14 protein-coding genes are annotated in these 19,444 nt (G+C 73.9%); 6 read left to right on the top strand and 8 right to left on the bottom strand.

What is annotated here, in order from left to right:
• The first annotated feature begins 2 nt into the window (after positions 1-2).
• The 3 genes from ABD973_RS25490 (at position 3) to ABD973_RS25480 (ending at position 6,374) form a co-directional block, all read left to right on the top strand.
• A complete protein-coding gene (locus tag ABD973_RS25490; RefSeq protein ID WP_164721046.1) occupies positions 3-1,430 on the top strand; it encodes a TIR-like protein FxsC in 1,428 nt (475 codons plus the stop codon).
• The gene (fxsT, locus tag ABD973_RS25485; RefSeq protein WP_125820660.1) at positions 1,427-5,404 is read left to right on the top strand and encodes an FxSxx-COOH system tetratricopeptide repeat protein; all 3,978 of its coding nucleotides are present in this window, start codon (positions 1,427-1,429) and stop codon (positions 5,402-5,404) included. Before ABD973_RS25490 ends, fxsT begins: the two co-directional genes overlap by 4 nt.
• A gap of 73 nt (positions 5,405-5,477) precedes the next feature.
• Positions 5,478-6,374, top strand: coding sequence for a DUF4231 domain-containing protein (locus ABD973_RS25480; protein ID WP_125823920.1), 897 nt, complete (start codon positions 5,478-5,480; stop codon positions 6,372-6,374).
• Between the two features lie 20 nt (positions 6,375-6,394).
• Here the strand turns inward: ABD973_RS25480 and ABD973_RS25475 are convergent, their stop codons facing one another.
• The 4 genes from ABD973_RS25475 to ABD973_RS25460 form a co-directional block, all read right to left on the bottom strand.
• Positions 6,395-6,874, bottom strand: a complete 480-nt coding sequence (locus tag ABD973_RS25475) for an OTU domain-containing protein (protein ID WP_125602423.1) — start codon at positions 6,872-6,874, stop codon at positions 6,395-6,397.
• Positions 6,875-6,966: 92 nt separating this feature from the next.
• Positions 6,967-7,851 (bottom strand): S1 family peptidase, encoded by an 885-nt coding sequence (locus tag ABD973_RS25470; protein ID WP_125820661.1) that lies wholly within the window; start codon positions 7,849-7,851, stop codon positions 6,967-6,969.
• 162 nt (positions 7,852-8,013) lie between these two features.
• Positions 8,014-8,823, bottom strand: a complete 810-nt coding sequence (locus tag ABD973_RS25465; RefSeq protein WP_125820662.1) for a DUF1684 domain-containing protein — start codon at positions 8,821-8,823, stop codon at positions 8,014-8,016.
• Between the two features lie 77 nt (positions 8,824-8,900).
• A complete protein-coding gene (locus tag ABD973_RS25460; protein ID WP_125820663.1) occupies positions 8,901-10,220 on the bottom strand; it encodes a DUF5685 family protein in 1,320 nt (439 codons plus the stop codon).
• A 284-nt stretch (positions 10,221-10,504) separates the two neighbouring features.
• Between ABD973_RS25460 and ABD973_RS25455 the strand changes: the two genes are divergently transcribed.
• Positions 10,505-10,963 carry a cell division protein SepF gene (locus ABD973_RS25455; protein WP_007263282.1) on the top strand — a complete coding sequence of 153 codons (459 nt, stop codon included), beginning with the start codon at positions 10,505-10,507 and terminating at the stop codon, positions 10,961-10,963.
• Positions 10,964-11,007: 44 nt separating this feature from the next.
• Here ABD973_RS25455 and ABD973_RS25450 read toward each other — a convergent pair whose 3' ends face one another.
• Positions 11,008-12,192: an acyl-CoA dehydrogenase family protein gene (locus ABD973_RS25450; protein WP_345502282.1), complete on the bottom strand. Its 1,185-nt coding sequence runs from the start codon at positions 12,190-12,192 to the stop codon at positions 11,008-11,010.
• Between the two features lie 99 nt (positions 12,193-12,291).
• Positions 12,292-14,034: an MFS transporter gene (locus tag ABD973_RS25445; RefSeq protein ID WP_345502280.1), complete on the bottom strand. Its 1,743-nt coding sequence runs from the start codon at positions 14,032-14,034 to the stop codon at positions 12,292-12,294.
• 286 nt (positions 14,035-14,320) lie between these two features.
• On the opposite strand from ABD973_RS25445, the gene ABD973_RS25440 reads away from it, so the two are divergent.
• Positions 14,321-15,460 carry a hypothetical protein gene (locus ABD973_RS25440; protein WP_386381895.1) on the top strand — a complete coding sequence of 380 codons (1,140 nt, stop codon included), beginning with the start codon at positions 14,321-14,323 and terminating at the stop codon, positions 15,458-15,460.
• A gap of 255 nt (positions 15,461-15,715) precedes the next feature.
• A complete protein-coding gene (locus ABD973_RS25435) occupies positions 15,716-16,777 on the top strand; it encodes a phosphatase PAP2 family protein (protein ID WP_125820666.1) in 1,062 nt (353 codons plus the stop codon).
• Between the two features lie 237 nt (positions 16,778-17,014).
• Here the strand turns inward: ABD973_RS25435 and ABD973_RS25430 are convergent, their stop codons facing one another.
• On the bottom strand, positions 17,015-17,986 hold the full coding sequence (locus tag ABD973_RS25430) for a helix-turn-helix transcriptional regulator (RefSeq protein ID WP_125820667.1): 972 nt from the start codon (positions 17,984-17,986) through the stop codon (positions 17,015-17,017).
• Positions 17,987-18,389: 403 nt separating this feature from the next.
• Positions 18,390-19,358 carry a LysM peptidoglycan-binding domain-containing protein gene (locus ABD973_RS25425; protein WP_345502277.1) on the bottom strand — a complete coding sequence of 323 codons (969 nt, stop codon included), beginning with the start codon at positions 19,356-19,358 and terminating at the stop codon, positions 18,390-18,392.
• Between the last annotated feature and the right edge of the window lie 86 nt (positions 19,359-19,444).

Genomic DNA, 19,444 nt, shown 5'->3' with positions numbered 1-19,444 from the left:
TGATGTTTCTTCGCTCGCAGCTTCGGGACGGGGGTCGTGTGCCCGCATCAGTACAGCCGTACTTCTTCCTCAGTTATGCGCATACACCGAGGTTCGGGCCGGGAGGACCCGATCCCGACATGTGGGTGGAGCGTCTCTTCCGTGACCTGTGCAGCCACATCATGGCGCTCACGGACCTGCCCGCCGGGTCCGAGGCCGGCTTCATGGACCGGGAGATACGCAGCGGCGAGGGCTGGTCGGAACGGCTCGGGGCGGCGCTCGCCACCTGCCGGGTCTTCGTCCCCCTGTTCTCGCCGCGCTACTTCGCCAGCGAGATGTGCGGGAAGGAGTGGTTCGCCTTCGCGCAGCGCACCATCCAGCACGGTGCGGTCAGCAACCAGCCGGCCGCCGAGGCCATCGTCCCCGCCCTGTGGGTACCGGTACCGCCCTCCCAACTGCCCGGCCCGGCCGAGCGGTTGCAGTTCAACCACAACACCTTCGGCGAGCGCTACGTCACCGACGGGCTGTACGGCCTGATCAAGCTGCGCGGGTACGCCGAGCAGTACGAGCAGGCCGTCTACGAACTGGCCCGGCGGATCGTCCGGGTGGCCGAGACCGTGCGCCTGCACCCGGTGCGCCCGCTGGACTACCGGGTGGTGCCCAGCGCGTTCGGGCACAGCGGCGGCCAGGGCCCCGTTCCCGGCGGCAGTCCCTCTCGCACCCTCCACGTGACCGTGGCCGCCGCTTCCCGGCACGACCTGCCGGACGGCCGCAGCCCCGAGTACTACGGGGAGAGCGCACTCGACTGGAACCCGTACCACCCGACCTCGCAGCGGCCCGTCGCGTACGTCGCCGAGGACCTGGTCCGGAACCTCAACTACCAGACCACCATGTCCTCCTTCGACGACGAGGCCGGCCACTTCGACAGCAAACAGCCGCCCACCCGCCCCGAGATCCTGATCGTCGACCGCTGGGCGGTGGAGGACGAACAGCGCCGCCAGCGGCTGGCCGCCTTCGACCAGGAGCACCGCCCGTGGATCAACGTGGTCGTGCCGTGGAACCGGTACGACCACCAGAGCCGGGCCAAGGAGGCCGAGCTCGCCCGCCGGCTGGAGGAGACCCTGCCCGTCAAGATGAGCCAGGGCCGGGCCGCCTGCCGGGCCGCGGCCAACGGCGTGGCCAGCATGGAGACGCTCGGGCAGATCCTGCCGCAGGTGGTGGAGGCGGCCGCCCAGCAGTACCTCAGACACGCGCAGGTCTACCTGCCGGCCGGGAACACCTCCACCGAACGACCGCGGCTGCTGGGCCCGATGGGGATGGGCGGGCCGCCTCCGTTACCACCGCCGGCCCCCTTCCCGCCCGCACGGCGGCACGACGGCGCGAGCGGCCCGGACGGCGAGACCGACGAGCACGGCGAAGACACCGACACAGACCCGGGGGGACGCGGATGACAGCCAGTCGTGACAGCCGAGACGGACGCATCGTCACCTTCTACTCGTACAAGGGCGGCACCGGCCGCACGATGGCCCTCGCCAACACCGCCTGGATCCTCGCCGCCAACGGCAAACGGGTCCTCGCCGTGGACTGGGACCTGGAGGCCCCGGGCCTGCACCGCTTCTTCCACCCCTTCCTGGACCCCTCCACCCTGGGGGCCACCACCGGCGTCATCGACCTGATCAGCGAGTACGCCTGGGCCGCCACCAGCCCCGTGCAGCGCGCCGCCGACTGGCACAAGGAGTACGCGCGGATCCAGCCGCACGCCGTCTCCCTCACCCCGGAGACCCACGGCTGGGAGTTCCCGGACGGCGGCACCCTCGACTTCGTCTCGGCGGGCCGGCAGAACCGCGAGTACTCGGCGACCGTGTCCACCTTCGACTGGGACAACTTCTACGACCGGCTCGGGGGCGGCCTCTTCTTCGACGCCCTGCGCGCCGACATGAAGGCCAACTACGACTACGTCCTGATCGACAGCCGCACCGGCCTGTCCGACATCGCCGACATCTGCACCGTCCACCTCCCCGACGTCCTGGTGGACTGCTTCACCCTGTCCGACCAGTCCATCGACGGCGCCGCCTCGGTGGCCCGGCAGATCGACGAGCGGTTCAACGACCGCGGCATCAAGATCTACCCGGTGCCCATGCGCATCGACGAGGGCGAGAAGGAGAAGGCGGACGCCGGCCGCGCCCTGGCCCGCCTGAAGTTCGACCGCTTCCCCAACGGCCTCGTCGGGGACGAGCTGACCTCCTACTGGGGCGCGGTGGAGATCCCGTACCGCCCCTACTACGCCTACGAGGAGACGCTGGCCACCTTCGGCGACGAGGCCGGGCTGACCAACTCCCTGCTCTCCGCCTTCGAACGGCTCACCACGGTGGTCACCGGCGGCGAGATCACCTCGATGCCGGTGATCGGCGAGGAGGTGCGGCTGCGGATCCGCGACGCCTTCACCCGCCGCCGCCCGGCACTGCCCGCCGACCTGTTCCTCTCCTACGTCGCCGAGAACCGGATGTGGGCCGACTGGATCGAGTCGGTGCTCACGCGGGCCGGGTTCCGGGTGGTCCCCAAGGACGTGTCCGCCGAGCGCGCGCCCGACGCCGCTGCCGGCGACACCCTGGGCGGGACGGGGCTCAGCGTGGACACCGCCGCCCGGACCGTGGTGCTGCTCTCCAGCGCCTACCTCAAGTCGGCCCGGGCGGTGGACGTGTGGAACCGGGCCGCCGCCGAGGACCCGACCGGAGGCCGGCGCCACCTGATACCGCTGCGGGTGGGCGACGTACGCCTGGCCACGCCCTACATCGACCGGAACCCGGTGGACCTGTTCCGGCTCGACGAGGTGCACGCGACCGCCGCCCTGCTGCGCGCGGTGGAGCGGCCCATGGCGCTGCCGGACACCGTGTCCAGCGCCTCGCACCCCGGCCCCCGCTTCCCGGGCACGGTCCCGAAGATCTGGAACGCGCCGCCCCGCAACCCCGGCTTCACCGGCCGCTCCATCGTGCTGGAGCGGATGCGCGACCAGCTCGGCGGCGGCATGGCCGTGGTGCTGCCGCAGCCGCAGACCCTGTACGGGCTCGGCGGCGTGGGCAAGACCCAGGTGGCGCAGGAGTACGTGCACCGTTTCATGGCCGACTACGACCTGGTGTGGTGGATCTCCTCGGAGCAGCCCGACGACGTGCGCGCCTCCCTCGCGGAGCTGGCCGTACGGCTGGGCGCGCAGGCCGGCGAGGACATCGAGGCCGCCTCCAAGGAGGCGATCGACCTGCTGCGGCGCGGGGTGCCGACCTCGCGCTGGCTACTGGTGTTCGACAACGCCGACGATCCCGAGACGCTGAAGCGGTTCTTCCCGCCGGGCGGCCCGGGGCACGTGCTGGTGACCTCGCGCAACCAGTCGTGGTCCCAGTACGGGGACGCGCTGCCGGTGGACGTGTTCCTGCGCGAGGAGTCCATCGAGCACCTCCAGCGCCGGGCCCCGGGCCTGAGCAAGGAGGACGCCGAGCAGGTGGCCGTGGCCGTGGGCGACCTGCCGCTGGCCGTCGAGCAGGCGGGCGCCTGGATCTCGGAGACCGCGACGCCGGTGTCGGTGTACCTGGAGCAGCTCGCCGAGCAGACGGCGCGGGTGCTGAGCCTGAACCAGCCGGAGGGCTACCCGCAGCCGGTCGCGGCGACGTGGAACGTGTCGATCGAGCGGCTCCAGTCCCGCTCCCCGGCCGCGGTGCGGCTGCTCCAGCTGTGCGCGTTCTTCGCGCCGGAGCCGATCTCCGCGAACCTGCTCTACAGCAAGGAGATGATCGACGCGCTCAAGCCGTACGACCCCTCGCTCCAGGAGAAGCTGGTGCTGGGCCGGGTGATCCGGGAGATCGGCCGGTTCGCGATGGCCAAGGTCGACCAGGTCGGCAACAGCATCCAGGTGCACCGGCTGGTGCAGGCGGTGATCCGGGCGCAGCTGTCGCAGGAGGAGCAGCTCGAGGCGCGGCACGCCGTGCACCGGATCCTGGCGGGGGCCCGCCCCGACGACGACGAGCCGATAGACAACCCGGAGACCTGGCCGAGGTTCAACACGATCTGGCCGCACCTGAACCCGTCCGAGGCACGGTTCTGCTCGGAGCCGGAGACCCGCCGGCTGCTGATCGACCGGGTGCGGTACCTGTGGAAGCGCGGTGACTTCAAGGCGGCGTACGCGCTGGGCGAGGAGCTGCGCGAGGCCTGGCGGGAGATGCTGGGCAGCGACGACCTCCAGTACCTGTACCTGCGGTTCCACCTGTCGAACATCCTGCGCTCCCGGGGCCGGTTCGTTGAGGCGAAGGAGCTGGACGAGGTGACGCTGGAGCGGCAGCGGGCCGCGCTGGGCCCCTCCCACCCGCACACGTACATGACCACCAGCGGTCTGGCGATGGACCTGGGCGCGCTGGGGCAGTACGGGAAGGCGATGGAGCTGGCGACGGCCGCGCACGAGGGCTTCGGGCAGATCTTCCACGAGGCGCACCCGCGCACCCTGGCGGCGGCGAACAACCTGGCGCTGAACCTGCGCATGGTCGGGCAGTACGCGCGGGCCCGGGAGATCGACCAGGAGGTCTTCGACCGGCGCACGGAGGTGCTGGGCCCGGACCACCCGTACACGCTGTCCTCGGCGCAGAACCTGGCCCGGGACCTGCGCGAGGTGGGCCGGTACGAGGACTCGGTGCAGCTGCTGAGCCGGACGTACGAGATCTACAAGCGGACGCTGGGCCGGGCCTTCCCGGGCACGCTGTCGGCGGCGAAGAACCTGGCGGTGTCGCTGCGGCGGGCCGGGGAGCTGGAGAACGCGCTGCGGCTGACGACGGCGACCCGCAACCGGTACCGGGCCAAGTACACCTCGGTCAATCCGGACCTGCTGGCCTGTGAGCTGAACCTGGCCTCGGACCTGTTCGCGACGGGTGATCCGGGCGCGGCCCGGGACCTGGCGCAGGAGGTGGTGGACGAGTACATGAAGGTGCCGGGCGAGAAGCACCCGTACACCCTGGCGGCCGTGAACAACCTGGCGGTATTCCACTGGGGCACGGGCGCCGCGGAGACGGCGGAGCCGCTGCTGCGGCAGACGATCCGCAGCATGCGGGAGGTGCTGGGCGACGACCACCCGCACACGATCTTCGCGCACCTGAACCTGGCGAACGCGCGGGCGGACCTGGGCGACCCGGACGGGGCCCTGGAGCTGGAGCGGATCGCGGTGGTGCGGCTGCGCGAGGCGCTGGGGGCGCACCATCCGGAGACCCTGGCGAGCGCGTCGAACATGGCGGTCAGCCTGGACATGGTGGGCCGCAAGGAGGAGGCGGCCCGGGTGCGGGCGGAGGCGGTGTCCGAGCTGACGCGGCTGCTCGGGGAGGACCACGGTCTGACCCGGTACGCCCGTGACGAGCGGCGGGTCCACCGGGACCTGGAGCCGCTCGCGGTGTGATCCGACGGCGGGCGGCGGGGCCTCGCGGCTCCGCCGCCCGGGAGCGAGCGCAGGGGGCGCCGTGACCGACAGCATGACCTTTCGCAACGAGGACCTGCCGGTCCTCTTCCACCACACCGATCAGGCGGCGGTCTCCCGGCAGCGGGAGTCGACGCACGCCACGCGCGCGCAGCTGCTGCTGCTGGTCGCGGCCGCGGGGGCCGCGGCCCTGCCGGCCGGGCCGGCGGTGGGCGGGCTGCACGTGTTCGCGGCGGTGAGCGCGCTCGCGTACGCGGGGGTGCTGGCCGTGGGCGTACGGGCGGGCAGTCGGCGGGCCCGTCCGCAGTGGCAGCTCAACCGCAGCGCGGCCGAGTTCATCAAGTCCCTGGCGTGGCGGTACGCCGTGCACGGGGCGCCGTTCGGGTCCGAGGCCGCCGGGCCGGAGGAGGTGTACCGGGCGCGGCTGGAGAAGGGGCTGGACGAGCTGCGCAAGATGGGCTGGGAGGATCCGCGGGCGGCGGGGCTGGTGCCGCAGGGTGCCGAGATCACCGGTGCGATGCGGCGGCTGCGCGGGCTGGACTACCAGGTGCGCAGGGAGACCTACGTCCGGGACCGGCTGATCGAGCAGCGCAACTGGTACCGGCGCAGGACGGAGGGGTCGCGGCGGGCGACGGCGCTGTGGTCGTGGACGATCGTGCTGCTGACGTGTCTGGCGCTGCTGCTGGCGGTGCTGGGCGCCTTCGGCTCGGGGCCCGGGGCGGGGCCGGCGGGGTTGCTGAGTGCGGCCGCGGCGGCGGGGATCGCCTGGAACGAGGTGCGCCGCCACCATCCGCTGATCGAGGCGCACACGCTGATCGAGCAGGACCTGGCGGCGATGATGGTGGTGATGCAGACGACCATCACGGAGTCGCAGTGGCCGTCCGCCGTGTACGAGACGGAGCGGTACGTGTCGCCGCAGCACACGGACTGGCTGGCGCGGCACAGCAGTTGACCCCGGCGGCGGGGCGTGGCTCAGTCGCGGGCCACGCCCTCGCGCCAGATGACGGTGACGGGTTTGCCGAGGGCGCGGGCGTAGGCGACGATCTCGGCGGTGCCGCCGTGCCCGCGCGCGGGGAGGCCGTCCCAGACGGCGACGAGCCGGTCGCAGCAGTCGGCGATGTAGGTGCCGGCGGCGTAGTAGGCCTCGTCGGTGGAGCGGGCGAAGTCCAGCCGGACCTCCTGGGCGGCGCGGCGCCTGAGCCGGCGGTAGCCGGCGAGGGCGTCGGGGTCCTCGAAGGTGTCCTCGTAGTCCTCGCTGGGGATGACGACGGTGAGGTCGGCGCCGTGTTCCAGGGCGATGTCCGCGAAGAGCTGGTCGGCTCCGTCGGCGAGGCTGGAGAAGGCCTCCAGCGGGCCCGGGTGGCCGGCGAGCACGGCCCGCAGGCATTCCTGCACGTGGCCGAGCACCTCATCGGGAATCGACCGGTGGCCGGTCACTCCGATGCGCTTCATACGAGCTCCTCCCCCGCGGGTGCCCAGGACATCCTGGACATCCTCCCAGAAGGAGGGAGGACGTCCAGGGGGCCTGCGGCGGGAGGCGGAGGTCAGTAGACGCTGACGCCGTAGGCGTTCAGGGCCTCCACGACGGGCTGGAAGAAGGTGGTCCCGCCGGAGGAGCAGTTGCCGCTGCCGCCGGAGGTGAGGCCGACGGCGCGGCTGCCGGAGTAGAGGGGGCCGCCGCTGTCGCCGGGTTCGGCGCAGACGTTGGTCCTGATCATCCCGTAGACGACGTCGCCGCCGCCGTAGTTCACGGTGGCGTTGAGGCCGGTGACGGAGCCGCTGTGGATGCCGGTGGTGGAGCCGCGCCGGGTGACGGACATGCCGGTGGTGGCGTTGACGGCGCTGGTGATGTCCTGGCTGCCGACGGTGCCGGGCGGGACCGGGCTGTTGCTGGCGTACTTGATGAGCCCGTAGTCGTTGGTGGGGAAGCTGGATCCGGCGGTGCTGCCGACGACGGTGGTGTGGGAGGAGTTGCTCCACCAGGTGCCGGCGCCCTCGGTGCAGTGGCCGGCGGTGAGGATGTAGTAGTTGCTGCCGCTGCGGACGTTGAAGCCGAGCGAACAGCGCCAGCTGCTGGCGTAGATGGCGTCGCCGCCGGAGAGCAGCTTGGTCAGCTTGCCGGGGGTGCGTTCGACGCGGAGCGCGGCCGCGTCGGGGCCGGCCTCGCGGCGGATTCTGGCGATGTCGGCGGCGGTGACGGTGGAGTCGGCGGTGACGACGAGGGTGCCGGTGGCGGGGTCGGTGTGCCATGCGGTGCCGGCGACGTCGGCGCGCAGGACGGAGGCTCCGGCGGCGGCGAGGCGGGCTGCGCTGAAGCCGTTGCCGTTGTCGTCCGCGGTGGCGGCGGTGGGGGCTGCGAGGGCCGCCGTCGCGGCCAGGCCTGCGGCCAGCGCGAGCAGGCGGAGGCGGGTACTGCTGTTGGTCCTCACTTCACGTCCTCCCGGGTGGGGGTCGGGGGCCCGGCTGGGGTGGGGGTGCCGGAGCCCGTGAGCGGCGGTGGGGGGACACTGCGGGGGCGCGGCCGGGAAGCCGCACTCTCGTCGTGGCCCTGACAAGTCCGCCGGGTGACGCTGAACGGGAGTGTCCTGGCGTCAGTTACCGGCGGCAAGGGCGCCTTTCAGCCGTCGCTCGCCGGCGGCGACCGCGAAGGGCAGGGTGTTCCCGGGCGGCGGGAACGGGCAGATGAAGTGGTCGGCGAAGGCGCAGGGCGGGAGTTGGGCCCGGTTGAAGTCGACCGTGAGGGACCCGTCCGGGGCGGGAGTGCCGGGGTGCAGGAAGCGGAAGCGGTAGCTCGAGCCGCCGCTGGTGGCGTCCGCGAAGACGGCCCAGAGGCTGCCGTCGGCTTCGTCCACGGCCACCTGGAGGGCGTGCACGACGCCCGCGCGGACGAAGGTCAGCTCGCCGCCGAGGCCGAGGCCCCGGGCGTGCCCGTCGGCGTTCTCCACCTCGACGGTCCTGCGCTCGGGGTACGGGCGGAAGTGCCCCGGCAGCGCGAGGGCGGGGTCGTACGGGGTGGCCTCGACGCCGGCGAAGGCGCGCCGGGCCGGGGCGGCGGGGTCGTAGACGCGGACCGCCCACTGCCCCTCACGCCGGATCACCACGAGCCGTACCTCCCCGGCCGCGAGCCGGGAGTGCGCGGGCCGGCCCTCGTCCGCGGCGAGGGCGGCCTCCCCTATGAGGGGCCGCCCGTCGAGCTCGACGCCCTCCTCGGCGCGGGCCGTCAGCAGGACCCCGCCGTCGTGGGCGCGCCAGTGCCCCGGAACGGCCGGAAGTCGACCTTCCGGGTAGTCGGCGAGCCAGTGCGTGCCCGTCAGGGCGAGGGGTCCGTACGGGGCGGAGACGGTGGCCGTCCGGTGCTCGTGCCACTCCCGCCAGGCCTTGGTTTCCGCGTCGTCGCTCATGCCGCTCAGCCCTTCCCCCGCGGACCGGGCGGGAACCTTCCGGTAACCCGTCCGGACCTGGGGGAATTGACGCCGCCTCAGCAGTCGCAGCCGCACCCGTCGCAGCAGCAGCCGTCGCAGTTGCAGCAATCACAGCAGTTGCTGCAGGAGTCGCAGTTCTCGCAGCACTCGCAGGCGTCGCACCAGGGGTCGCGCTTCTGCCGGGACCAGGGGCCCTCGTGCTCCGTGCAGCAGAGCTGGCAGGTGCAGAAGAGGCCGATGGCCACCGCGCAGCCGGCCAGCAGGCCGCGGCGCGGCCTCTGCGGGGGGAGCCCGCCGAATCCGCCGCCACCGCCACCGCCGGGGCCGCCCGGGCCCATCGGCGGCGGCATCCCGGGCCCGCCGGGGGCGTACGGGTTCGCCTGGCCGCCGGCGTACGGACCGCCCTGGCCGTACCCGGCCGCGTACCCCTGCGGGGGCTGCCCGTACCCCTGCTGCCCGTACCCCTGGGGAGGCTGCCCGTACCCCTGGCCCGCCGAGTTCGTCGCGGTGTGCCCGCACGAGGAGCTGCCGAACGCCCGGTCCACGGAGGTGCGCAGCTCGTGCACCAGCAGCCGGTGGGCGAGCCCCGCGTCGGCGAACTCCACCTCGCGCAGGGACAGCCGTATCCCGTGCAGCGCGTCGTCGCACAGCCGGCGGGCCTCGGCGAGGGAGGTGCCGGTGGCGGTGAGCGGGTTCCAGGCGCCCGTCCGCGCGTCGGCGGCCTGGTCCTCGACGGCGTCCAGCAGGTGCGCGAGCCGCCCGAAGTACCGGCCGGCCTCGGCCAGGGCCGCGCCGTTGCCTGGCCGTCCCGCCAGGACCGCGGTATGCGCGAAGGCGGCCGCGGTCGCGGTCTCCGTCGGCTCGGTGACCACCAGCACGGAGGTGCCGGGGCCGGCCAGGCTCTCGATGCCGCCCTGGCGGTCCACGGCGTCCACGAGCACCGCCGTGTCGAAGCCGAGCGAGGCGCCGGTGCGGGCGCCGGCCCGGTCCCAGCCCCGGGCCACCTTGCGCGCGGCGGCGGCGATCGGCGCGCGGGCCAACAGGCCGTCCCGGTCGGCCACGTGGTCCCGCACCTTCGCCGAGGCCAGCACGAGCGACACGGCGGCGGCGAGCCGGGCGCCCTCGCCGTTGGCGACCGGAGCGGTGCGCATGCCGCGCAGCGGGCAGGGTCCTGCGGTGCGCCGGGCGCCGGGCAGCGGACCGGCCTGAGCCTCCGTCAGGACGGAGACCAGCAGCCCGTCGTAATTGGTGACGATCCGGGCGAACTGTCCGTGGTCACCGCGAAGTGCCAGGCAGAGGCCGCACAGATGGGCCATCCACTCCGTTTTGAAGCGCTCGCCCAGCCGGTGCGCGCAAGGTCTGACGATGCCGAACAACCGCTTCCCCCGTGTGTCATACGCAAGATTCCGGGGCATCGTATCCAGCCGGGCCGATCACTCGTACGCCCCAGTGCCTCACCCGGACGGCGGCAGTGGTCGTATTTTCACTCAGTCAGCAGCGGTAGCGTCCGGGAAGCTCGTCCGTGCAACGGATGTTCTGCACCAGTCCCGTCACGAAACATCTGCGCGGCGGCTATCCACTTGGCGCGTTGTCAGCATCATGGACGACCATAGGGGCAGCGGAGAAGAAGACAGACTGGCCACGGTGAAAGGAGGCGTCCATGGGTTCGGTACGCAAGGCGAGTGCGTGGTTGGGTCTCGTAGAGGACAGCGACGACGAGCGGTACTACGACGACGACTACGCGGAGGCGGTGGAACGCCAGCAGGGCTCGGTCTCCGGCCCCGGCGACCAGTGGGTCACCGACCCCCGGGTGAAGGTGGCCTCGGATTCCGCGGTCGAGCGCGGGCGCCGCATCGCGACCGTGACCCCCGACGGCTTCCGCGACGCGCGCGGCATCGGCGAGCTGTTCCGCGAGGGCGTCCCGGTCATCGTGAACCTGTCGTCGATGGACCCCACCGACGCCAAGCGCGTCGTCGACTTCGCGGCCGGCCTGACCTTCGGGCTGCGCGGGTCGATCGAACGGGTGGCGACCAGGGTCTTCCTCCTGACCCCGGCCGACACCCAGATCGTCAGCGGTGAGGCGGGCGGCCGCTCCCGCGACTTCTTCAACCAGAGCTGAGCCCGGGGGTACCTCCCAGCGGTAGGCGGGGGATCCTCACCGGCCTACCGGAAGGCGTCGAGCCCGGTGAGCGCCTTGCCCAGGACCAGCTGGTGCATCTCGACGGTGCCCTCGTAGGTGAGGACCGACTCCAGGTTGGTCGCGTGCCGCATGACGGGGTACTCCAGGGAGATCCCGTTGGCCCCGAGGATGGTCCGCGCGGTGCGGCAGATGTCGATGGCCTCGCGGACGTTGTTGAGCTTGCCGAAGCTGATCTGCTCCGGCCGCAGGGTGCCCGCGTCCATGCGCCGGCCCAGGTGGTGGGCGAGCAGGATGCCCTTGTGGAGTTCCAGCGCCATGTCCGAGAGCTTGGCCTGGGTGAGCTGGAAGCCGCCGATCGGCCGGCCGAACTGCTCCCGCGTCCTCGCGTAGTCGAGCGCCGCCTCGAAGCTGGCGCGCGCCGCGCCCATCGACCCCCAGATGATCCCGTACCGGGCGTGGCTCAGGCAGCCCAGCGGACCCTTGAGCCCCGTGACCTCCGGAAGCACCGCGTCCGCGGGCAGCCGTACGTCGTCCAGCACCAGCTCGCTCGTCACCGACGCGCGCAGCGACCACTTGTGCTTGATCTCCGGCGCCGAGAAGCCCGCGCTGTCCGTGGGGACGGCGAAGCCGCGGATCCCCTCGTCCGTCTGGGCCCAGACGACGGCCACGGCGGCCACCGAGCCGTTGGTGATCCACATCTTGCGGCCGTTCAGCACCCAGTCGGAGCCGTCGCGCTTGGCGTACGTGCGCATGGCGGCCGGGTCGGAGCCGATGTCGGGCTCGGTCAGCGCGAAGCAGCCGATCAGCTCGCCGGCCGCCATGCCGGGCAGCCACCGCTGCTTCTGCTCCTCCGAGCCGTACTTCCAGATCGCGTACATGGCGAGGGAGCCCTGGACGGAGACCAGCGAGCGGATCCCGGAGTCGGCGGCCTCCAGTTCCAGGCAGGCCAGGCCGTACTGGACGGCGCTCGCGCTGGCGCAGCCGTAGCCGGTCAGGGACATGCCGAGCGCGCCGATGGAGCCGAGCTCGCGGGCCAGCTCGCGGATCTGCGGGAGCTCGCCGTCCTCGTACCACTGGGCGATGTGCGGCAGGACCCGGTCGGCGGCCCAGGAGCGGACGGTGTCGCGGACGGCGAGGTCCTCGGGGCCGAGCAGCTCGTCGAGTCCGAGCGGGTCGGTGGGGGCGAACGGGGTCTTCGGCGCGGACAAAGGGGCCTCCCGGCGGCCACGTGGGGCGAAACCTAGCGGTGCAAGTTTGTCGCCGACCGGGCCCCGGGTCCACCCCCGGCTCCGGCAGGGGGGAGCGGCTCAGCCCTGGCGGCCGGGCCTGCCGCCGACCGCGGGATCGCGCTCGTGCTGCGCCGGGGCGGGGATCCGCGCCCCGGGGGCCGGCCGGGAGGGGGCCGCGGGCTGCGCGGGCAGGCGTACGGCGGCCCCGGCATCGGCGTCCGCGTCCACGGCGGTCGCACCGCACCCGGCGCCCCCGTCCGGCTCGGCGTTCTCCATGGTGCGCGGCAGCTTCAGCGCCATCACGGCCCCCGCGAACAGCAGGCAGGCGCTCACGACGAGGGTGACGTGCAGCCCGTGCACGAAGGAGTTCCGGGCGGCCGTGTGCAGGGACTCCCCCGCCGCTCCGCCGAGGTGGGCGGCGATCTTGTAGGCCTCGCCGAGGGAGTTCGCGGCGCCGGCCGAGTCCGCGGCGGGCACGCCGGGGACGTCGAGCAGGCCGGGCCGGTAGGCGGCGTTCATCACGCTGCCCAGCAGGGCGATGCCCATGCCCGCGCCGAGCTGGTAGGAGGTCTCGCCTATGGAGGCGGCGCCGCCGGCGGCGTCCACCGGGGCCTCGCTCAGCATGGACTCGTACGCGGCGAAGAGGGTGGTCTGGAGCCCGAAGCCGAGCAGGATGAAGCCGGCGGTCAGCAGGACGGGCCGGTCGTCGTGGCCCATCAGCGTCAGCAGCAGCACCGCGCCGGCGGTGAGCACGAAGCCCAGCGAGACCATCGTGCGCGGGCCGACCCGCTGGAGGGTGTAGGAGCCGGTGGCACCGGCGGCCATGGCGGCGAAGGTCAGCGGCAGCAGCCGCAGACCGGTCTCCAGCGGGCTGAGCTCCAGCACCAGCTGGAGGTACTGGACGGCGAGCAGCTCCAGCCCGACCAGCGCCAGCATGGCGAGCACGATGCAGCCGACGGAGGTGGAGAACGCGGCCCGGGAGAACATCCGCATGTCGATCAGCGGGTGCTCGCGGCGCTTCTGGCGGCGTACGAAGAGGACCAGCAGGAGCACTCCGAGCAGCAGCGGGACCAGTGCCCCGGGATCGGAGAGCTGCCGTTCCGCGCCGATCCGCTTGATGCCGAGCACCGCGCCGAGGACGCCGGCGGCGGCCATCAGCGCGCCGAGCACGTCCCAGGGCCCGTCGGCCGAGCCCCTCGACTCGGGCAGCAGCCAGCGGCCGAGCGGGAGGATCAGGGCCATCAGCGGGATGTTGATGAGGAAGACCGAGCCCCACCAGAAGTGCTGGACGAGGAAGCCGCCGAGCACGGGGCCACTGGCCGCGCCGACCGCGGCGACGGCGGTCCATATGCCGATGGCGAGGGCGCGCTCGCGCCGGTCGGGGAAGACCTGGCGCAGGATCGACAGGGTGGCCGGCATGATCATCGCCCCGCCGACGCCGAGCAGGGCGCGGGCGGCGATCAGGACCTGGGCGTTGTCGGCGAGTGCGGCGATGGCGGAGGCGACGCCGAAGAGGGTGTAGCCGAGGAGCAGGATCCGGCGGCGGCCGACGCGGTCGCCGAGGGTGCCGAAGAGGATCAGGAGCGCGGCGCAGACCAGCGGGTACGCGTCGACGATCCACAGGAGTTCCTGGGAGCCGGGGCGCAGGTCCTCGGTGACGGAGGGGACGGCCACGTGCAGGATGGTCGCGTCGAGCGCGACGAGCACGAGGCTGACGCACAGGACCGCCAGGACCACCCAGCGGTTGGCCCCGCCGGAGGCGGCGGCGACCCGCTGCCGGAGGGAGGGCTTCCTGTCGCCGGCCGTGTTCGTCCCCGACATGCTCGTACCTCCCAGGTGGTCCCTCGCACTCGGCGGACAGCGTCGTGGACCGCCGCGGGGTGGTGCGCTGTGCGGCGTCCTACGGGGTCCGGCATCGACACGCGAGTGAAGGGTCAGCGTACGCGAGTTCGCGTGCCCGCCACGTGGCCAAGCTCTCATCCCGGCGGCGGCCGACGTGTGGTGTGCGCCACGCGCCCCGGCCCGCCCTCCCCCCGCGCGCACGCCCGCTCACGCTCCGTGTCCACGGTTTTCGTCTTCGCCGGTCGCGGCGCCGATACTCGTCCCCGTGACCACTGTGCCCGTTGACGCCGCCCCCGCGAAGTACCCCGGACTCCGCCGTGCCGCCCCCGCGCTCGCGGCCTTCGCCGCGGTGCGGCTGCTGGGGCTGGCGGTGCTCGCGCTGTGGTGCGCGGCGGCCGGCAGCAGCCCGCACACCCTGCTCTCGGCCCGCTGGGACTCCCTCTGGTACGCGCGGATCGCCGCCGAGGGGTACGGGTACGAGGTGGTCCTGCCGAGCGGGGCCGTCCACTCGAACCTGGCGTTCTTCCCGCTGCTGCCGTGGCTGGAGCGGCTGGTGGCGGCGCCGACGGGGCTGTCGTACGGGTCGGCGGGCCTGGTGGTCTCGGCGGTGGCGGGGCTCGCCGCCGCGTGGGGCGTCTTCGCCGTCGCCGACCTGCTGCACGGGCGGCGTGCCGGGGTGCTCGCGGTGGCGCTGTGGGCGGCGCTGCCGGTGGGGATCGTGCAGTCCATGGCGTACAGCGAGTCCTTGTTCACCGCCCTGGCCGCCTGGGCGCTGTACGCGGTGCTGCGCGGGCGGTGGGTCGTGGCGGGCCTGCTCGCGGCGGGGGCGGGGCTGACCCGGCCGGTCGGGGCGGCGGTGGTCGCGGCGGTGTGGGTGGCGGCGGCCCTGGCCTGGCGGCGCGGGGAGCGCTCGTGGCGGATGGCGGCCGGGGTGCTGCTGGCCCCGCTCGGGGCGGCGGCGTACGCGCTGTGGGTGGGGGCCCGGACCGGCGGCGGGCCGACGGGCTACCTGGACGTGCAGGCGGGCTGGGGCAACGGCTTCGACGGGGGCTGGGCCTTCGCGCGGTTCGTCGGGGCGCGGCTGGCCTCCCCCGCCTTCGCCGCCGGGGCGGGGCTGATCGCCGGGGTGCTGCTGGTGCTGTGGCTGTACCGGCTGTGCGTGCGCGACCGGCAGCCGGCCGCGCTGCTGGTGTACTGCGGGATCGTGGTGGCGCTGGCCCTGTGCGCCTCCGGGTACTTCGGCTCCAAGCCCCGGCTGCTGCTGCCGGCGTTCCCGCTGATGCTGCCCCCGGCGGTGGCCCTGGCGCGGTGGCGGACGGGGCGGGCGGCGGCCGTGCCGGTCGTGCTGGCGCTGGCCTCGGCGGTGTACGGGGCGTTCTGGCTGAACGGTTCGGGCCCCCCGTAGGACGGGCCGGGGCGATCACGGAATGGATCATTCCAATCCATGGTTGTGCAAAGGAATTGAGCCGCCGCGATAAATACCGTGTAAGTATGCCGATAATTGCGGCGGCAGTACTCCCGGAGTTGAATCCGGGGAGTTCCAACAAGTGCCGGAACAAGGCGAATTAAGTCCCCCGTGAGACGCACTCCACATCACATGGTCATCACAAAGCGCGCGATTCGCCCGGGGTGCGCTTCGACGCGCGGTAACGTCGATTGAGTGCGTACTGACCAAATGCTTGCCCGTCTGGAGCCGGTGTTCGCCCGGCTCGACCGGGAACCAGAGCGACCGGCTCATCTGCAAACTCCGCAGATGAGCCGGCACCGCATCGTGCTCCTCTCCGCGACGCTCGCCTTCTACCTGGTGATCGTCGTGCTCGTGCTGACGACCTCCTGGCTCGTCCGCCTGGACTGGCAGATCATGTTCTTCCGGCCCTACGAGCAGTGGCCGCAGGTGCACGCCTTCCTCGACTACCTCGTCGTACTCGGCCAGCGCGGACCCACCGCGGTGATGGTCGCGGCCTGGCTCGGCTGGCGCTCCTGGCGCCAGCACACCCTCCGCCCGCTGATCGCACTCGGCGTGGCGCTGCTGCTCCTGAACATCACCGTCGGCTCCGTCAAGCTCGGCCTCGGCCGGCTCGGCCCGCACTACGCCACCCAGATCGGCTCCGCCGAGCTCTTCGCCGGCGGCGATATATTCCCCTCCGGCCACACCGCCAACGCCGTCGTGACCTGGGGGATCCTGGCCTACCTGGCCTCCACCACCGTCACCCGGCGGGTGCTGTCCATCCTCTCCGGCGTCCTCTCGCTGAGCGTCGGCGCCACCACCGTGTACCTCGGCACCCACTGGGTGAGCGACGTGCTCCTCGGCTGGACCGCCGGGCTCCTCATCATGCTGGCGCTGCCCTGGTTCGAGCCGCTCATCGCCCGCACCGAGGCCTACGTCTTCGGACTGCGCGAGCAGTGGCGCCGCCGGCTGGAGGAGGGCCGGGTCTCCGAACCGGTCGCCGCCGCGCTCACCCCGCTGCTCTCCGCGGGCGGGAAGTGGCAGCGCGGACGCACCCCCGCCGCCGAGGACGGGGTCCCGGCGGCCGCCGCCGCCCAGGCCCCCGCCGGGCACTCCCCCGCGCTGCGCCCCGCCGCGCACACGCACCAGGTCGCCCGGCAGCACGTCATCCGCTCCGAGCGCACCCCGATCACCCCGGGCGGCAGCCGCCGGCCGGCGCACACCGAGCGGGCCTCCGCCCGGGGGGCCTCGGCCCGCCCGGCCACCGGGGGCTGACCCGACGCGGGGCCGGTACGCACAGCCCCACCCCGCACCGCGAGAACGGCGGGCCGGTCCGACGGACCGGCCCGCCGTCGGCGTTCATATACCCGGACGCGTCAGCCCGCTGAGCGGATGTTCCTCCGTACCGGGTCACGCTTGTGTCACGGGTTGTCGACGGTCGCCCGCGGTAATCCCCGCTTTACGGGGCCCCTTTCGAATTCCGCCGCGCAACCCGAATTCCCCGCCCCGGACTTACTCCCGCGGGGCTTCGACGGCCCGCCCGAGAAGGTCCCGCAGAGCCCGGATCCGGTCCGTCAGCTCGGGCGGCTCCACCACCTCGAACTCACAGCCGATCAGCATGACGTGAATCACCAGGACGTCGAGGCTCACCGCCCCGGTGCGCAGCAGGCAGCTCTCCGCGTCGACCGGCTCCAGCACCCCGTCCGAGGGCCCGACGATCCGCGCCGCCTCCTGCGCCGGGACGCGCAGCCGCACCACGGCCCGGGCCGCGTACGCGCGGTGCGACACGCCCTGGGACACGTACGCGGCGAGGTCCTCGGCGGGGGCCGGGCGCGGGACGAAGCGTGGGCCGTGCGGCGGGCGGGGCTCGATCCGGTCCGCGCGGAAGGTCCGCCAGTCCTCCCGGTCGAGGTCCCAGGCGACGAGGTACCAGCGGCGCTCGGAGCACACCAGCCGGTGCGGCTCGACGGTGCGGCGGCTGACGCTGCCGCCGTGGTCCCGGTAGCCGAACCGGAGCCGCTCGCCGTCCCGGCAGACGGCGGCGAGGTCGGTGAGCACGGCCGGGTCGACGGTGTCGCGGCCCGGCCCGCGCAGCATGGGCACCGTGAACTCGTTGAGCGCGGAGACCCGTCGGCGCAGCCGCGACGGCAGCACCTGCTCCAGCTTGGCCAGGGCCCGTACGGAGGCCTCTCCGATCCCCTCGACGCCGTTGCCGGCGGCCGTGCGCAGGCCGACGGCGACCGCGACGGCCTCGTCGTCGTCCAGCAGCAGCGGCGGCAGCTCGGCCCCCGCCCCGAGCTGGTACCCGCCGCCGGTGCCGGGGCTGGCGTTCACGGGGTACCCGAGCTCCCGGAGCCGGTCGACGTCCCGCCGCACGGTCCGGGGGGTCACCCCGAGCCGGTCGGCGAGGTCGGCACCGGTCCATTCCCGGTGGGCCTGCAACAGGGACAGCAGGCGCAGCAGTCGCGCGGAGGTCTCAAGCACCCCGCCATTCTCCTCGCGGCCCCGTCCCCCCGTCCCCCGGGCCCGTGACGGCGCCGGCGACGGCTGGGGCGGGGCAGCGCCGACGACGGCTGGGGCGGGGCCGGCGCCGACGACGGCTGGGGCGCGGGCGGCCCGGGCCGGGGCGGGGCCGACGGCAGCTGGGGCGCGCGGTGCGGGCCGCTGCGCGGGGCTGGGTCCCCTACCCGCCCTTCGCCCGTTCCCCGGGCTCCGCCCGGACCCGCGCCTCAAGCGCCGGCGGGGCTGACTTCAGCCCCGCCGGCGATTGAGGCGACGGGCGCGCAGCGCCCGTACCGGGGTCAGGGGCAGCGCCCCTGGGAACGGTGGAAGGGCGGGTAGGGGACCCAGCCCCGCGCAGCGGCCCACCCGCAGACAGCGGACGACCTCAGCTCCCCGGCGCGCGGGCCGGCTTGGGAACCGCCGCCCCGGCGGGCGACGGCTTCCCCGCCGGGGCCGCCGGGGTCGGCTTCGACAGGGCCGGACCGGCAGGGGGCGGCTTCGACAGGGCCGGACCGGCAGGGGGCGGCTTCCCCGGGCCAGGACCGGCAGGGGCCGGCTTAGGGACCGGCGGACCGGCGGGCGACGGCTTGCCCGCCGGGGCCGCCGGGGCCGGCTTCGACGGGGCCGGACCGGCAGGGGGCGGCTTCGACAGGGCCGGACCGGCAGGGGGGACCGGCGGACCGGCGGGCGACGGCTTCCCCGCCGGGGCCGCCGGGGTCGGCTTCGACGGGGCAGAACCGGCAGGGGTCGGTTTCGGTGGGGGGAGGGTGAGGAGGGTGCCCGGGGTCAGGCGGGCGGGGTCCGGGCCGATCAGGGGGCGGTTGGCTTCGTACAGGGGGCGCCACCCGCCGAGGATCCGGCGGCGGTGCGCGATGCCCTCGAGGGTGTCCCCCGCCCGCACCACGTGCATCCGCCCCGCCAGCCCGTACCGCTTCGCGCACACCGGCCACGCCTCCCACCCCTGCACCGCCAGCAGCTCCTCCGCGATCCGGATCTGCTGGTCCCGGGTGGCAAGGTCCGCCCGCGCCGCGTACGCCAGCCCCCCGTGCTCCTCCCAGGTCGGCTGCCAGAACTGCAGGCCCCCGTAGAAGCCGTTGCCCGTGTTCACCGCCCAGCGCCCGCTGCTCTCGCAGTCCGCGACGCAGTCCCAGGGCCACTCCCCGCCCGGCCCGCAGTCCCCCGGCCCCGTCCCGATCACGCCCGGCGAGCCCGGGTGCGCGGCCCCCGCGGGGCCCGGTGCCGGCGGTGGGGGCGCGGCGGCCGCGCCGGCACCCGACGGGAGAACGAGCACCAGCGCGGCGACCGCCGCGGCCACCACCGCGGCCGCCGCCCTCCGCGTACACAGATCGGGCATCGGCACACGCTACGGAGCCCCCCGCCGCCGCTCCCGCCCCGCCACGCGGCACTCCCCCGCGCTCCACCCGGACGGCTGACGCACCG

This window comes from Streptomyces racemochromogenes (assembly GCF_039535215.1).
GTDB classification, from domain to species: Bacteria; Actinomycetota; Actinomycetes; order Streptomycetales; family Streptomycetaceae; genus Streptomyces; species Streptomyces racemochromogenes.
Note: the sequence above shows the minus strand (reverse complement) of the source record. Positions and strands in the feature narration are given on the sequence as shown.

Coding starts and splice junctions, on each gene's coding strand:
- ABD973_RS25490 (WP_164721046.1), top strand. CDS start 3: ATGTTTCTTCGCTCGCAGCTTCGGGACGGGGGTCGTGTGCCCGCATCA.
- ABD973_RS25475 (WP_125602423.1), bottom strand. CDS start 6,874: ATGAAGCGCATCGGAGTGACCGGCCACCGGTCGATTCCCGATGAGGTG.
- ABD973_RS25480 (WP_125823920.1), top strand. CDS start 5,478: ATGACCTTTCGCAACGAGGACCTGCCGGTCCTCTTCCACCACACCGAT.
- ABD973_RS25465 (WP_125820662.1), bottom strand. CDS start 8,823: ATGAGCGACGACGCGGAAACCAAGGCCTGGCGGGAGTGGCACGAGCAC.
- ABD973_RS25455 (WP_007263282.1), top strand. CDS start 10,505: ATGGGTTCGGTACGCAAGGCGAGTGCGTGGTTGGGTCTCGTAGAGGAC.
- fxsT (WP_125820660.1), top strand. CDS start 1,427: ATGACAGCCAGTCGTGACAGCCGAGACGGACGCATCGTCACCTTCTAC.
- ABD973_RS25425 (WP_345502277.1), bottom strand. CDS start 19,358: ATGCCCGATCTGTGTACGCGGAGGGCGGCGGCCGCGGTGGTGGCCGCG.
- ABD973_RS25445 (WP_345502280.1), bottom strand. CDS start 14,034: ATGTCGGGGACGAACACGGCCGGCGACAGGAAGCCCTCCCTCCGGCAG.